The organism is Pseudaeromonas sp. HNCC25DJ182 (assembly GCF_055413365.1).
In genome coordinates this window covers 70801-84715 of record NZ_JBVAYG010000003.1, presented here as the reverse complement: position 1 = coordinate 84715, position 13915 = coordinate 70801, and the positions used below count along the sequence as shown (strand labels likewise).

General features: G+C 59.3%; 16 protein-coding genes. All 16 read right to left on the bottom strand.

The annotated features are described in order from the left end of the window. Positions 1-176: 176 nt before the first annotated feature. Positions 177-2210: a type VI secretion system Vgr family protein gene (locus tag ACZYUB_RS03750; protein ID WP_463945673.1), complete on the bottom strand. Its 2034-nt coding sequence runs from the start codon at positions 2208-2210 to the stop codon at positions 177-179. Further along, positions 2207-2497, bottom strand: coding sequence for a PAAR domain-containing protein (locus ACZYUB_RS03745; protein WP_463945671.1), 291 nt, complete (start codon positions 2495-2497; stop codon positions 2207-2209). The genes ACZYUB_RS03750 and ACZYUB_RS03745 overlap by 4 nt, the downstream gene beginning before the upstream one ends. A gap of 94 nt (positions 2498-2591) precedes the next feature. Beyond that, positions 2592-3110 carry an Hcp family type VI secretion system effector gene (locus tag ACZYUB_RS03740; RefSeq protein WP_463945669.1) on the bottom strand — a complete coding sequence of 173 codons (519 nt, stop codon included), beginning with the start codon at positions 3108-3110 and terminating at the stop codon, positions 2592-2594. 330 nt (positions 3111-3440) lie between these two features. Then, entirely contained in the window at positions 3441-4004 is a 564-nt protein-coding gene (locus ACZYUB_RS03735) for a YMGG-like glycine zipper-containing protein (protein WP_463945667.1), read from the bottom strand. 140 nt (positions 4005-4144) lie between these two features. Further along, positions 4145-5167, bottom strand: a complete 1023-nt coding sequence (locus tag ACZYUB_RS03730) for a bile acid:sodium symporter family protein (protein ID WP_463945665.1) — start codon at positions 5165-5167, stop codon at positions 4145-4147. A gap of 90 nt (positions 5168-5257) precedes the next feature. Further along, positions 5258-6025, bottom strand: a complete 768-nt coding sequence (locus tag ACZYUB_RS03725; RefSeq protein WP_463945663.1) for an amino acid ABC transporter ATP-binding protein — start codon at positions 6023-6025, stop codon at positions 5258-5260. After that, entirely contained in the window at positions 6022-6702 is a 681-nt protein-coding gene (locus ACZYUB_RS03720) for an amino acid ABC transporter permease (protein ID WP_460885066.1), read from the bottom strand. The genes ACZYUB_RS03725 and ACZYUB_RS03720 overlap by 4 nt, the downstream gene beginning before the upstream one ends. 42 nt (positions 6703-6744) lie before the next feature. After that, positions 6745-7515, bottom strand: coding sequence for an amino acid ABC transporter substrate-binding protein (locus tag ACZYUB_RS03715; RefSeq protein ID WP_463945661.1), 771 nt, complete (start codon positions 7513-7515; stop codon positions 6745-6747). Between the two features lie 308 nt (positions 7516-7823). Continuing rightward, positions 7824-8363 carry a DUF3833 domain-containing protein gene (locus ACZYUB_RS03710; protein ID WP_463945659.1) on the bottom strand — a complete coding sequence of 180 codons (540 nt, stop codon included), beginning with the start codon at positions 8361-8363 and terminating at the stop codon, positions 7824-7826. A 14-nt stretch (positions 8364-8377) separates the two neighbouring features. Beyond that, positions 8378-8920 carry a chalcone isomerase family protein gene (locus ACZYUB_RS03705; protein ID WP_463945657.1) on the bottom strand — a complete coding sequence of 181 codons (543 nt, stop codon included), beginning with the start codon at positions 8918-8920 and terminating at the stop codon, positions 8378-8380. Further along, a complete protein-coding gene (locus ACZYUB_RS03700; protein WP_463945656.1) occupies positions 8917-9432 on the bottom strand; it encodes a DUF2878 domain-containing protein in 516 nt (171 codons plus the stop codon). The genes ACZYUB_RS03705 and ACZYUB_RS03700 overlap by 4 nt, the downstream gene beginning before the upstream one ends. A gap of 5 nt (positions 9433-9437) precedes the next feature. Continuing rightward, complete coding sequence (locus tag ACZYUB_RS03695; protein ID WP_463945654.1) at positions 9438-10718, bottom strand: class I SAM-dependent methyltransferase; 1281 nt, start codon at positions 10716-10718, stop codon at positions 9438-9440. Further along, a complete protein-coding gene (locus tag ACZYUB_RS03690) occupies positions 10718-11500 on the bottom strand; it encodes a DUF1365 domain-containing protein (protein ID WP_463945652.1) in 783 nt (260 codons plus the stop codon). Before ACZYUB_RS03690 ends, ACZYUB_RS03695 begins: the two co-directional genes overlap by 1 nt. After that, positions 11497-12759 carry an NAD(P)/FAD-dependent oxidoreductase gene (locus ACZYUB_RS03685; protein WP_463945650.1) on the bottom strand — a complete coding sequence of 421 codons (1263 nt, stop codon included), beginning with the start codon at positions 12757-12759 and terminating at the stop codon, positions 11497-11499. The genes ACZYUB_RS03690 and ACZYUB_RS03685 overlap by 4 nt, the downstream gene beginning before the upstream one ends. Then, complete coding sequence (locus ACZYUB_RS03680) at positions 12756-13490, bottom strand: SDR family NAD(P)-dependent oxidoreductase (RefSeq protein WP_463945648.1); 735 nt, start codon at positions 13488-13490, stop codon at positions 12756-12758. The genes ACZYUB_RS03685 and ACZYUB_RS03680 overlap by 4 nt, the downstream gene beginning before the upstream one ends. Continuing rightward, complete coding sequence (locus ACZYUB_RS03675; RefSeq protein ID WP_463945647.1) at positions 13487-13915, bottom strand: nuclear transport factor 2 family protein; 429 nt, start codon at positions 13913-13915, stop codon at positions 13487-13489. Before ACZYUB_RS03675 ends, ACZYUB_RS03680 begins: the two co-directional genes overlap by 4 nt.

The following is a 13915-nucleotide window of genomic DNA, read 5'->3' as shown; positions in this document are numbered from 1 at the left end:
GCGGCTCCAGAGCCCCAATGCTGAGCAGATACGGTAGGACGTGTTCCCATTGAGCCAACCGTTGGTGGCAGGGATGCCGCCATCGAGCCCCCACGGATGGGGTTACGGCGTGTTGGTGAAAGGGGACCTTCCTTCATTTCTCTACAGTGAACAGCATTGCTCCAGAGCCATTGGATCTATTCCGAGAAGCGATAATGGCCCGCTTGCACCTTATCCCGCTCTGGACTGTGGCCAGTGCCGGCTTGCACCACGGGGGGCGGCGTATAGGCCGGGGCACCGACGCCCGCGGGCAACTCCGGAGCCTGGGGAGTCAACTCGGTGCCAGTGCCTGCCGCGCCACCTGAATTCAGGCGAATGCAGGGCCCCACCAGGGTAATGCCGCTGGCATCGAGCGTGATAAAACTGCCTCCGGCTTTGAGAGTCAACTGGCTGCCCGCATCCAGCACCAGTTGCTGTCCTGCCTTGAGATGGACCTCGCGCCCTGCGCTGAGCAGATAGTCTTCCCCGAGCTGTAGCCGCCGGGATCTGTGTACGGCCAGACCATCCTCGCCATCTATCTGCTGCCGCCGTTCACCTTCCACCAGCAGGTGTTCATTCTTGCCGATCCGGGTCAGCCGGTGGCCGCGAATGCTGGCATGTTCCTCGTTGTGGATCTGCCAGCGCACGTTGTGGCGCACATGGACCGCCAGATCCTGCTGGCCATGGATATAGATCTCTTCCTTGCCCGCCTGATCTTCAAAGCGTACTTCGTTGAAACCATCCCCCTGGTAGCTGTTGGTGCGAAGCACGGTCCGGCTCTTGTGTTCCGGAAGCGAATAGGGCGGCACCTGGGTGGCATGGTAGGTGCGGCCGGTGACAATCGGCTGATCCGGATCCCCCTCCAGAAAGCTGACGATCACCTCATGACCCACCCGGGGCAAGGCCAGGGTGCCATAATGGCCTCCGGCCCAGCCTTGGGAGACACGAACCCAGCAGGAGCTTTGCGCATTGCTCTGGCCATCCCGATCCCAGGGAAACTGCAGTTTGATGCGACCATGGGCATCGCAGTAGATCTCCTCGCCCTCGGGCCCCACCACACGGGCTACTTGAGGTCCGTCGATTCTCGGCTTCACATTCGGCACGGGACGCCAGCACACATTGGCCGGTATGGCCTGAAACTCATTGTGATAGCGAGTTGCCCCGCAGCCCCCCTCCTCCTCCAGCGCCTGGGGTTGCTGGCCGACATGGCCGATGCGGATAGCCTGCCAGGCACACTCATCGGCGCCCCCCTGCCCTTGCAGTGACCAACGGGTCCCGAGTCGTACCATCGGGGCATTACTACGACCTTCGGCACAGGATACCTGCTGGCGCAGGGCGTCCAGCCGATAGCGAACCAATGCCTTGCCTTGCAGATCCTGCTTGAAGCGCCCGGGATAGTCGTAATGTTGAAACGTCCCCAGCTGTTCATCGCTGCCCAGACCAACCTCATGGCCGCCCCGAAGGCCTTGGCTATGTGCCAGTGCATAATCAGGTTGCAAGAAGCTGTGATCCTGCAATACCACGCCGGTTACACCCAACTGATGTTGCCACTCGAAGCGCTGAACACGCCATCCCAGCCCATCGAGATGGGGCTGCGCATTGAAGATCAGCTCTCCCCCTGATTCGAGCGCGGTCACCTCGTCGGCAAATCGCAGACGAGAGTGGGATCCTGTCATCTCCTCGAAGTAGAAGATCCCCTCTTCTGCCGCTAGGCGCTGCAAGAAGGCAAGATCGGTCTCGCGATACTGTACGCAATAATCCCGGGGCGGATGGGCACCGCGCAGGACAAAATCAACCGCGGCAATACCATGCTCCTGCAACAGCTGGCCCATGATGGCCTGAGGCGTTTGTCCTTGAAAAATCCGGCAATTATGGCGCAGCTGCAAACGCCAGAGCGGCGAGCGCAGTTGCAGGCGATAGCGGGTACGCCGCACCCCGCGTGCGCCCTGAGTTGCCGCCGCAAGAATGCCGGTTACCCGCCGCACCGCCGTACCATCCTGCCAGATGGTCAGGCTACCCTGACTGTTCAGCAACTCGGGTAGCGGCAGTTCGGCATCTTGGCTGGCACACTCCAGCTGCAGAACAAACGGCTCGGAGAGTGCCTCCTGCCCGGTAAAGCTGACCACCACCAAGTCGGCATCCGGCATGGCGTCGAGTGTCAGGGTAAATTGCAATCCAGTCATCGCGGTCATAGACCCGCCACTACGGAATGACTGGCGATCACCACACCGCCGCAACTGATGGCACAACCGGCGATAGCCGCCGGGCGACCATTGATCAGCACCGAGGGCTCCCCCCCGACAATCTGCCGACCATGGCTGCCTCTTTTCGGCTTGGCATGAGCTAATAAACTGTCGCCCTGACGGGCTACCCCGCGTCCCTGGACCAGGACATCGGCACTTCCACTCAAGATAGGTGTTGCAGGAAAACCACCATGGGCGGATCCCAGATCGCCAATCGTTGCGATGGCTGGACACATAACTGCGCCTCCGGATGAGAAAAGTGATATTCAGCGGCGAAGGATCCGAAGGTGAGCCAGGAGTAGGCCCACCTTCGGATAGGGCTCTGTCGGATCAGCTCTCGAGGGGGGCCCGCCAATCATCGGCACCCGAGGTGCCCGCGACCGTATGTTCCCAATCAATTTTTCGATATGCCAGCGCCACCCGGATCAGCTGGGTATAGTCGGCTTTGTTGAGATCCTGGCAATGGGGCATCTGGCAATCGATCTCGACTATGGTGGCATCGGTCAGCAAGGTACTGAAAAAGTGCTCCTGACGCCCCTCAACCGAGGTGCGAAACCACTTGAGCGTCACCTTGGGCAGCATCTCTCCGGATGCCAGCGCGTTGTACATCAAGGGCACAGCCTTGTTCAGGGCCACGGTAAAACGAAACGGTTTATGGGCGCGCTGGCCAGAGGGTTGCCCGGATTGGGGATCGGTTGGTACTGTCACTACATGGTCAAATTCCTGTACCAGCATCTCATCTTCATGCCCCTGCACGTAGATGTTGCCGACGGAGTCCGAGGTAAAGGCTCCGGCGGTGATATGGCCCTGGGTCTTGCCTTGAATACTGATATAGCACGGTGTTGGCATCACAAGCTCCTGCTGCGGTTGGGATCAGGCCATAGCGCAGCAGCTTTCATACCAGCAGGTAATCTCGTTATTTATCAATTAAATAGTTAGAACGATTTGTCACTACCGCCGATAAGCAGCAGGGTGTTGTCATCAATATACAGCATGTACCAACCGGTATTGCGTCCGCAGCATAGATAACGGTAAAGCTTGCTGACTCAGGCACAAGATGCCTGATCTCGGGCCATACACCCTACGAGGAGCGACGGTCGGACATAAAAATGGCGCCTTAGCGGCGCCAGATGATCAAGACCTTTTGTGGGGCGAAGCTCACTCCCTGTTGCGTCCGTATTAGTGACGGCGGTGGGAGTGTTTCTTGTCATAGCCGTAGTAGTAAGGGCCTGGTTTATGATGCCGCCCGTGGCCACGGTCATAGTAGCGGCGATTATCCCAGTGGCCGGGTTTGCCATAGTGATGGTGGTTATCCCAATGACTGGGTCGGTAATCATCGCGATCATAGCGATGGGAGGAACCACTGTTGCTCGACTGGCGATCCCCGTTATTGGCGCCCACCGAGGCCCCCGCAGCACCGCCGATCCCGGCTCCGATCAGCTTGCCATTGCTACCACCGACCTGGTTACCGATGGCGGCACCACTCAAGGCACCGACCGCACCACCCAATGCCGCTTCATTCTTGTTGCCTCGCTTGGCCGTTGCGGCCCCCCCCAGAGCACCCCCGATCGCCGCGCCTGCCAGGGCACCGTTCTCACCGGCCACCTGTTCGCCGATGATGGTGCCAGCGACCCCGGCCACAGCGCCGCCCAGGGCGGTATTCAAATCCTCTCCGGCATAGCTCGGAGCAACCAGCAGACAGGCAACAACACAACACGCAGAACGAAATTTATCCATTGCCATGATGGCAGACTCCCTGTGGTAATCAGCCTGATAGGTGGCTGATGACGAGGAATCTAGCACAGCGATTTGGCGGGAAAATCGATATTTGTATTCGATTCAACTGCCATTCAGCTTGCCCCTGAACGCCTGATTTTAAAGCCTCAAGTGGCCCCTGTTCGCGCTGATTCCTGAGCCGCATAGCGAGCCGCCAGCACGGAACAAATCAGTAGCTGTAGCTGGTGATAGACCATGATGGGCAACACGATCATTCCCAGCCACGGCGAGGCACCAAACAGCAGGGTCGCCATAGGGACACCTGAAGCCAAGGTCTTCTTGCTGCCGCAAAAAACCAGTGCAACTTCATCGGTTCGACTGAGTCGACAGCGACGGGCAATAAATGCCGTCAGCCAGAGCACGACAGTCAGCAAGGCACCACATCCCAGTACGGTGATCAGCACAATGCCAGCGCCAAATTGCTGCCAGACTCCGGCTGCCACCGAATCACTAAATGACGCCAGAACCAGCAACAGGATCACCCCGCGATCCACCCGATTCAACCAGGGTTTATAAGGCGCAAGCCAGGACCAGACCCAGGGACGGAGCAACTGACCAACCAGCATCGGCAACAGCAACATGCGTGCAATTTTCCACATGGTGTCGCCTAAATCGCCGCCGCCACCCGCAGAGCCTGCCAGCCAGCCGACCAGCAGTGGCGTCAGGACCACCCCCAGCAAGCTGGAGAGTGTGGCGTTAAAGATGGCGCCCGGTACATTGCCGCGACCCGCAGCGGTCATCGCCACCGAGGAGGAGACCGTTGATGGCAAGGCACACAGGTAGATAAATCCCAAGGTGAGTCCCAGCGGTAGCTGAGTGGTGACCCAGGGGGAAACCAACAACCACAGCAACGGAAACAGGGCAAACGTTGATAGCTGAACCAGCAGATGTAAGCGCCAATTACGCACTCCTTGCTGTAATTTTTCAGTGGAGAGTGACACGCCATGCAGCAAGAAAATCAGTGCCACACCGACATCGGTCAACAGCTCGCTGTGCAGCCAGCCTCCGGTACGACCAAGCTGTGGCCACAACATAGCAATCGTCACCATGGCCAGCATACCCAGTACGAAACCATGCTGACCCAGTACACGTCCAAGCCCGCGAGAGGCCTTTGCCAATCCTGATGACATGACAACTCCTGTCTTCATGAACGGTAGTAAGCACCGAAAATTAAGGCGCGAGGGTATCGCGCCTTTTATCTATCTAGATGAACCTTACCCTCAAATTTCCCAGTTATCCGGAGCCTTGTGGGTCAGGGTGGAGATAAATGCCTGGGTGCGGGGTTGCTGGGGCTGGGTAAAGATCGCCTGCGAGCTGCCGCTCTCGACGATTTGCCCAGCCTCCAGAAATACCACATGACGGGCGATATTGGCCGCCAGACGCAAGTCATGGGTCGCCATCAACATGGTGGTACCTTCAGTCGCCAACTGCTTGAGTACCGCCACCACCTCCAGCGCCAGCTCCGGATCCAGCGCCGAAGTCGGTTCGTCACACAACAGCACCTTGGGTGCCGGTGCCAGTGCCCGAGCAATAGCCACCCGCTGCTGTTGGCCGCCGGATAGAGTCCCAGGGTAGACACCAGCCTTATGGCTCATGCCGACCTTATCCAGCAACTCGCCAGCTCGCTGTCTAGCCCGCGCCGGATCCCAGCCCAGCACCGTCACCAGGCCTTCCATCACGTTGGCCAACACCGAGAGGTGAGGAAACAGCTGGAAGTTCTGGAATACCATGCCGGTCTGTTGACGGATCGCCTGGATCTGCTGCCGACTCGGCGTATGGTGACGATCAAAGTCGATCTGCGCCGCCCCCAGTTGCAAGGTTCCCGCCTGGGGGATCTCCAGCAAATTGACGCAGCGCAGCAAGGTACTCTTGCCACTGCCGGATGGACCAATCAGCGCGGTGACGCTGCCCTCATCAATCGTCAGATCGATGCCCTTGAGCACCACCTGCTGGCCAAAGCGTTTTTCAATCTGTGCCAGACGGATCATGATGACTCCCCACTCTGCTGGTTATGCCGGGTCAAACGGGCCTCCAGTTTATTTTGCAGTGCCGACAGCACAGAGCTGAACAGCAAGTAGATCACTGCGGTTTCGATATACAGGATCAACGGCTCGTAGGTCGCCGCCGCAATGCGCTGCGCCGCCTGAAACAACTCGGGCACAGTCACGGCCGCCGCCAGCGAGGTATCTTTCACCAGGGAGATAAAGGTATTCGACAGCGGCGGTACCGCAATCCGCGCCGCTTGCGGCAGCACGATACGACGCATCGCCTGGAACCAGTTCATACCGATGGAGTACGACGCCTCCCACTGCCCCTTGGGCACCGCGTCCAGCGTGGCGCGGATCACCTCGGAGGTATAAGCCCCGACGTTCAGGGTGAAACCAATCACAGCCGCGGTAAAGGCATCCAGGGTGATCCCGGCGCTCGGCAAGCCGTAAAAAATCAGGAACAGCTGCACCAGCAAGGGCGTACCACGGATGAGCCAGACATAAAACCGCACCAGCGCCACCAGCGGTTTGGGGCCATACAGACGCCCCAACGCCAGCAAAAAGCCGAGCGCTATACCACCGACAAAGGTGATCAGCGTCAGCGGCACAGTAAAAAGAAGCCCCGCACGAAGCAGGGGCCAGAAAGAATCAATCATCAACTGTAACCAGGCAGGCACGTTACAGCTCCCTCCTAACGAGTGGCAAAGACGGTGGATGTATTACTTGGAAACATCCGCCCCGAAGTATTTTTGTGAAATCTGCAGATAGGTACCGTCGGCTTGTGCGGTCGCCAGTGCCTTATTGATGGCATCCAGCAACTCCGGTTGGCCCTTGGCCAGCAGAACACCGGCATGATCCGCATTTTCCTGGGTCGCTGCAATCTTCAAGGGTGCATCCGGCTTGTGTTTTTTGAAGTCCAGGAAGGAGATGCTGTCATTGATGGTAGCGTCGGCACGGCCGGAAAGAACCAGTTCGACCGACTGATTAAAGCCTTCGGTGGCGACCAGTTCAGCACCGGCACTTTGCGCCAGTTTGCCAAAGTTACTGGTCAGCGACTGGGCGGCCTTCTTACCTTTGAGGGCGGCGAAACTGTCGATGGTGCTGTCATTTTTCACCAGTACCACCGCCTTGGAAGTGATATAGGGGGCGGAGAAATCATACTTGGCTTGGCGCTCCGGGGTAATGGAGACCTGATTGATGACCAGGTCATAGCGCTTGGCATCGATACCGGCGATCAGACCATCCCACTTACCTTCCACAAACTCGGCCTTCACCCCCAGCTTGCTGGCAATGGCTTCACCGATTTCCACATCAAAGCCCACCAGCTTGCCGCTGGCGTCGTGGAAGGTGAACGGCGCATAAGTGCCTTCGGTACCAATCTTGATCACACCGGCTGACTTGATGGTCTCCAGGCTGGATTGGGCATAAGCACCGGTTGCCAGAGCCAATTGCAGAACCGCCATCACTACTGCTGATTTGGTAAATTTCATCGCTGACCTCGTCCTAGTTTGTATTCTGTTTTTGTGTTCTTGGGGTACCGGTCAGGAGTCATAAAGACTGCCTGCCAAGACCCAGTATAAGCAGTGCACCGCAACGGCCACTGGATTCCCGAGCACCTTAACGCGGCGCCCTACCCCGATGAACCGATTAAAACTGTAATCTATATACATAAATTAGATATAGAAACCAAGTCATCAATAGCTAGCAGCGATAACGACCAGAAAAATGGCAGCTGACCACACAAGCCAAAAGGTGTCTTCCGACACGGTATGGCCCTCCTATCATCTAAGGCTGGCATCTAAGGCTGGCGCTCGATATAGAGGATCACCTCGCCCAGCGAGATGCCGAATTTGCTGATTTCGGCGCGGTTGATCAGGCGATCGGTATCCAGCAGATACATCCAGTCATCGAAGCTCACCCGCACCACGTCTCCCTCGGGTAACAGCAGATCGAGCTGATAACGCCAATTGAGGGCGAAGCCTTCGCTCTTGCCCACCGCCTCGCCGACGACATCCGATGCCGTACCACGCCAGTGACCATCGGCGCCACGGCTCAGATGCCAGGTTCGGGTCTGCTGGCGGCCGTCATCGAAATAGAACTGCTCGAATAACTCCCCTTTGCCATCCTGCCAGCGCCCCACCATATCCACCCGAAAGCGACTGGTGACCTCGCCACTGCGGTTGGTCACCAGACCATGGGCCACCAGCTTGCCGTTGAAGAACTGCGCCAAATCCCAGGCAGGTCCCCGATCCCGGTACGTTTCCAGACTCGCACCACAACCCGCCAGCAGTAAAAATGGCAGCAGGATCAGCCAACGACACACACGATGAAGAGTCATACCCAGCTCCCGTATCAAGATTGGCCGCGCAGGCGGCGGGTCAGCGCCGGGTCGCGGCTGTTATCCGCCAACCAGATCGCCAAAAAAGCAGAACTAAAGTGTGGGTCTGCCAGGGTTCCGAGGGGTTTATCCTGCCACCAGAAATGGCCCTTGCCCTCGGCGTCGATATAGAAGGTGAGCCGATCCCCGGCCGCCACATCCGGCCAGAAGCCTGCCAATTGGTGTAGCCACTGCTGACGCTGGGTTTCACTACCGAGGCCGAGCCGTTGCCACTCATCGGCAGTCGCACTGAGCAGATCCTGACGCGCTATGGCTCTGGCGTAGGTGAGCGTTAAAGCCTGGGGGTAGTCACCCGGTTGGTAGCGGCCGTTGTGACTGTAAAAGGTCGCGTCATAGAGTTTGAACCAAAGCCAGTTCATCTCGCCTTGGCCGACAGGGCGCAACTGCAACCAGGGTGCGGCTGAGGCCAGTACGGGGGGCGACAACGAGATGGCCAACCCCACCCAAAGCAGGCGGATACTGCGCCATAAACCAAGATCCGAGCCTGTTTGCTTCATGGCTGCCTCTCTCCTGTGCTAACGCCTATGGCTGCGGGAATACAAGCATCCAGCTTGACCATGGTCCATAGCAGTACGGGTAACCAGACCATCCAGATCACCGCCAGCACGCCGCCACTGATCCAGAGTCCCCAAGGCAAGTGCACAGCCCCCATGGCGGCCCCAGCCAAGTAGGAGGAGGCACCACCGGCTCCTCCGATCAGCGCTTGCTGCCAGCGAGGCAATACCACCAGCCAGCGCAGCCCATGGGCCAGGGTCAGGGCAAAACCGAGCCACAACAAAACTAACCACACAGGAAAGCCGGCCGCAAATTCAAACAGCCCCAACTGCCACAGCAGAGCGTCCAGCAGGCAACCGACCAGAGCTAGGGGTAAGAGTCGCAGATCCCGTCGCCGCTGCGGTGAAAACAGCCCGTGCAAGGCGAGCAGTCCCAGCAGAGGAGCCGGCTGCTGCCAAGCCACGGCCATAAACCAGAACAGGTTGAAGCCCAGCAGTTGCATCCAGGGCCACATGTCACTCACCTCTTACCGGCAGATCGGACCGGCAGATCGCCCGACCAGCCAGCGGCACCCGGTTTGGCGGCCTCCAGTTGCACCAGGCTGATGGCCCGCTCCCAGAACCCGCCTTCGCAGTAGGCAAAATAGAAGTGCCAGAGGCGGATGAAATCCTGGCTATAGCCCAGCGTCGGCAACTCGGGCGCCAGTGCCAGAAAGCGCTCGCACCAGTGGGCCAGAGTGCGGGCATAGTGCTGGCCATGATCGTGCAGCCGCACCAGTTGCATGTCGGTCTCCCGCGCCAGCAGGGTGGCCATCTGGGAAACACTCGGCAGGCAGCCGCCCGGGAATATGTAGCGCTGGATGAAATCGACGTTGCGCAGATACTGGCCATGACGCTGATCGGCGATGGTAATGGCCTGGATCAACAGCCGACCACCGGGGGTGAGCAAGCGGGAAAGTTGCCGGAAATAGTCCGGCAAGAAGGCATGGCCCACCGCCTCTATCATCTCGATGGAGACCAGTTTGTCATAGGTTCCCTCCAGCTGGCGGTAATCCTCAAGCAGCAGGGTGATGCGATCCTGCAACCCCTCTTTGTCAATCCAGGCACGGGCATAGTCATGCTGGGCTTGAGATATGGTGGTGGTGGTCACCCGGCAGCCGTAGTGGCGAGCGGCATAGATGGCCAGCCCCCCCCAGCCGGTACCGATCTCCAGCAGATGATCCTGTGGCCCCAGCTCGAGCCGCTCGCAGATGGTGCGCAGCTTGGCCTCTTGCGCCTCCTCCAGAGTGGCCTCGGGGTGCGGATAGATGCCGCTGGAATACTGCATATGGCTGTCGAGAAAGCCCTGATAGAGGGTATTTCCCAGATCATAATGGGCGGCGATATTGGCGCGGGAGCCGGTCAGCGTATTGCGGTTGAGCCAGTGCCGCACCTTGTTAAAGGGGAAGCTGAGCCAGCCCAGACGCCGCTCCAGAGTATCGAGCAGGCTCTGGTTACGGGCCAGTAGACGCACCAGCGCCACCGGATCCGGGCTGCTCCACAGCCCCTCCACCCAGGTTTCCCCGGCGGCGATACTGCCACCGAGCAGCAGACGGCGATAGAAGGCAGGATCCTGCACCACCAGCTCGGCATACAGGTCGGTGCTGGTTACCCCGCAGCTGGTCACGCCAAAGCTGTATTGCTCGCTGCCTTCACGCAGCAGCAGTTGACCATCCGTGAGTCGCCCCAGCAGCTTGAGCACCAGTTGCTTGGCCCCCTTATCGAGCAGGGAGGCGGAAAGAGTCGATTGCACCAGTTCCATTAGTGAGTCTCCGGGTGGCTAAAGATAGGGGTTCGTTTGATAAAAAGGCGCAGCGCCTGCCAGTAGATCCCCAGCAGCACCTTTAGGGTCATCCAGGGCCAGCGCACCAAAAGGCGCATCACCCCCTGACGAGACAGCGGCTCGCGGCGTAGCGTCAAGGTGGCATCAAACAGCTTGGCCTCGCCAGATTGGGGGTGACTCTCGATATGGATCAGCGTCTCCTGCTCCGGCGGACGAATGCGCCAGTGATAACGCATGGCCAGATCCATAAAGGGCGAGACATGAAAATCCTTGTTGTGGGGCGCCAGCGCCCTCAGATCCAGCAGGTAGTAGTGACGCTCGTTCCAGGGAGTGTTCGAAACCTCGGCCAGCAGGTAACGGGCATTCTCCTGCTGATAGCAGAAGTAGAAGTTGACCGGACTGAAATAAAATCCCAAACAGCGCACATTTCCCAGCAGCAGCACCCGCTGCTCGGGGGTGGCCTCCCCGCCCAGCTCCGCCACCTTCTGCCATACCGCCTGCTTGAGGGAGCCGCTGCTGCCTTTGAGATAATCCTGGCGGTAAAAAGCGAGCAACCCGGCCCGCTCGACGCCGAACCAGCGCCCCTGGCCCACTCCATGCGTCTCGACCTCATCCAGATCCAGCCCCAACATAAACAGGCTATAGGAGAAGGCATGGGCCCTGGGGGCAAAACGGCGATGGCGTACCGACCCCTGCCAGATGGCGCTGATGGGGCTGATGGGGCCAAGAGGAGTGAGGGTGCTAAAGGAGGCGGCGTTCATAGGCTGGCCCCGAAACGGGTGGCCACATCCAAAGCGCTGCGCACCCCATCCTCATGAAAACCGTTGTACCAGTAGGCGCCGCAAAAATGGGTATGCTGCTGACCGCAGATGTCGGCTCTGGCCTGCTGAGCCTGAATCGAGGCCAGATTAAACACCGGATGGTCATAGACAAAGCGGCGCAGCACCTTGCTCTCATCCACCTTGCCGGCCGGATTGAGGCTGACACAGAAGGGCAATGGCGACTCCAGCCCCTGCAAAATATTCATGTTATAGCTCACCAGCGGACGCGCCTGCTCATCGGTATCGAGCTGATAGTTCCAGCTAGCCCAGGCTTTGCGCCGTGTAGGCAGACAATTTATATCGGTATGCAACCAGACCTCATTGGCCTGATAGGGCATGGCCCCCAGAATGGCCTGCTCCCGCGCGCTGGCATCTTGCAGTAGCCGCAAGGCCTGATCGCTATGGCAGGCAAGGATCACCTCATCAAAGTGCTCCTCCCCCTTCAGGCTCTGGATCACCACCCCATCGGCCGAGCGCCGCATTCCCTGTACCGGACACGCCAGCCGGATCTGCTGCTGCCAGCCTGCAGTCAATGGCCCCAGATACTCCCGTGAACCACCCGGGATCACGTACCACTGGGGGCGATGGGCCACATCCAGCAGGCCGTGATTCTGGAAAAAACGCAGGAAAAAGCCGAGGGGAAAGGCGCGCATGTCCGCCAGGGTCGATGACCAGATGGCCGCCCCCATGGGCAGTATGTAGTGGCGGGCAAAATAGTCGCTATAGCCTCCCGCTTGCAAGAACTCCCCCAGCGTCTGCTCGGCTGGCATCTGCCCGACCGCCGTGCGACCGGCCAGCCAGGCCCGCGCCTGCCGGTTAAAACGCAAGATCTCGGCCACAAAGCGGTAAAAACGGGGACTCAGTAAATTACTGCGCTGGGCAAACAGGGTGTCGAGATTGTGGCCGTTGTATTCGAGCCCCTCAGGGCTTTTCACCGAAAAGCTCATCTCGGCAGGCTGGCTCGCCACACCGATGCGCGCCAGTAGTTTCAGAAAGTTCGGGTAGGTGCGGTCGTTAAAGACGATAAAACCGGTATCCACGGCATAGTTGCGCCCATCCTGAGTCACATCCACTGTCGCGGTATGTCCACCCAGCACAGGAGCCGCCTCAAACAGGGTGATCTCATGCTGGCGATGCAGCAAGAAACCTGCGGTGAGCCCCGAGATGCCGGAGCCTATGATGGCAATCTTTTTCTTCATAACGAGCGTCCTTTCGACAATAGGGAGCGGCCAAGGCGCAGCCACAGACCAACCGGCAAGGCGCCCAGCAGGCGCAACAGCCAGATAAAACGGCGGGGAAAGTGGATCTGGTGCTGACCTGCGGCCAATCCGGCGCGGATGATGCGCGAAGCCTCGGTGACCGCCACCAGACAGGGCATGGGAAAATCATTCTTGGCCGTCAGCGGCGTCTGCACAAAACCGGGCCGGATCAGGGTCACCCCCACCCCTTTGGGCTGCAGATCCAGTCGCAAGGTGGCGGCCAGATAATCCAGGGCCGCCTTGGAGGCGCCATAGGCCTCGGCCTTTGGCAGTGGCAACCAGCTGACAGAGGAGCTGACAATCGCCAGCCGCGCGCCCCGCCCTAGCAGCGGCAAGAAAGCCGCCAGCGCCAGACCCGTAGCCACCAGATTGGTCTCGATGACCCGGGCAAATAGCTCGCCATCAAAGCCCTCATCCAGCGTCATATATTCGCAGGTCCCGGCGTTGAGGATCAGCAGATCCAGCGGCGGCAGCTGAGCCGCTATCTGCGCCAGCGCGGCCCGATCCCGCCCATCGAACGCCAGTGGGGTGATCCCCGCTTTAGCCAATTGTTCCAGCCGCTGCGCATCACGGCCACACCCCCACACCTGCCAACCGGCATGCCGGTAATCCAGCGCCAGTTGTCGACCCAGCCCGGAGCTGGCTCCGGTGATCAGCACGCGTCCACTCATGACCCCAGCCTCCCCTTGATAAGCCGCACCAGCGGCCCCAGCAGCGGCAACTGCTCATAGAGCATGGCCCCCAGATCGAAATAGTCACGATGTACTATCACCTTACCTGCGGCATCAAACTCCAGCCGGGTCGCCCCTTCCACCCGGATCGGCTGACCCGCCGCCAACCGCGGATGAGAGAAGGTCATCACCCAACCGAGCCAAGCCTGCGCTCCCTGTTGCTGCTGACTGACAATCTCGAAACGGCAGTAGCTCAGGCGCTGGTAGAGGGCAGCAAAGTAGTCGCTCAGTGCCGCCAGCCCCTCGATGCGATGAGCCGGATCGATAAAGATCACCTCATCGGCGTACACCTCCGGCAACCGATGCAGTTGCTGCAAGTTCAACTGCTGGTACAGGGCGATAAAGCGGCTGAGCGGCTCGGTCAT

Bases quoted from the DNA above. Each gene is read 5' to 3' on its own strand.
- ACZYUB_RS03750 (WP_463945673.1), bottom strand. From the start codon at position 2,210: ATGACCGCGATGACTGGATTGCAATTTACCCTGACACTCGACGCCATG.
- ACZYUB_RS03745 (WP_463945671.1), bottom strand. From the start codon at position 2,497: ATGTGTCCAGCCATCGCAACGATTGGCGATCTGGGATCCGCCCATGGT.
- ACZYUB_RS03740 (WP_463945669.1), bottom strand. From the start codon at position 3,110: ATGCCAACACCGTGCTATATCAGTATTCAAGGCAAGACCCAGGGCCAT.
- ACZYUB_RS03735 (WP_463945667.1), bottom strand. From the start codon at position 4,004: ATGGCAATGGATAAATTTCGTTCTGCGTGTTGTGTTGTTGCCTGTCTG.
- ACZYUB_RS03730 (WP_463945665.1), bottom strand. From the start codon at position 5,167: ATGTCATCAGGATTGGCAAAGGCCTCTCGCGGGCTTGGACGTGTACTG.
- ACZYUB_RS03725 (WP_463945663.1), bottom strand. From the start codon at position 6,025: ATGATCCGTCTGGCACAGATTGAAAAACGCTTTGGCCAGCAGGTGGTG.
- ACZYUB_RS03715 (WP_463945661.1), bottom strand. From the start codon at position 7,515: ATGAAATTTACCAAATCAGCAGTAGTGATGGCGGTTCTGCAATTGGCT.
- ACZYUB_RS03710 (WP_463945659.1), bottom strand. From the start codon at position 8,363: ATGACTCTTCATCGTGTGTGTCGTTGGCTGATCCTGCTGCCATTTTTA.
- ACZYUB_RS03705 (WP_463945657.1), bottom strand. From the start codon at position 8,920: ATGAAGCAAACAGGCTCGGATCTTGGTTTATGGCGCAGTATCCGCCTG.
- ACZYUB_RS03700 (WP_463945656.1), bottom strand. From the start codon at position 9,432: ATGTGGCCCTGGATGCAACTGCTGGGCTTCAACCTGTTCTGGTTTATG.
- ACZYUB_RS03695 (WP_463945654.1), bottom strand. From the start codon at position 10,718: ATGGAACTGGTGCAATCGACTCTTTCCGCCTCCCTGCTCGATAAGGGG.
- ACZYUB_RS03690 (WP_463945652.1), bottom strand. From the start codon at position 11,500: ATGAACGCCGCCTCCTTTAGCACCCTCACTCCTCTTGGCCCCATCAGC.
- ACZYUB_RS03685 (WP_463945650.1), bottom strand. From the start codon at position 12,759: ATGAAGAAAAAGATTGCCATCATAGGCTCCGGCATCTCGGGGCTCACC.
- ACZYUB_RS03680 (WP_463945648.1), bottom strand. From the start codon at position 13,490: ATGAGTGGACGCGTGCTGATCACCGGAGCCAGCTCCGGGCTGGGTCGA.
- ACZYUB_RS03675 (WP_463945647.1), bottom strand. From the start codon at position 13,915: ATGACCGAGCCGCTCAGCCGCTTTATCGCCCTGTACCAGCAGTTGAAC.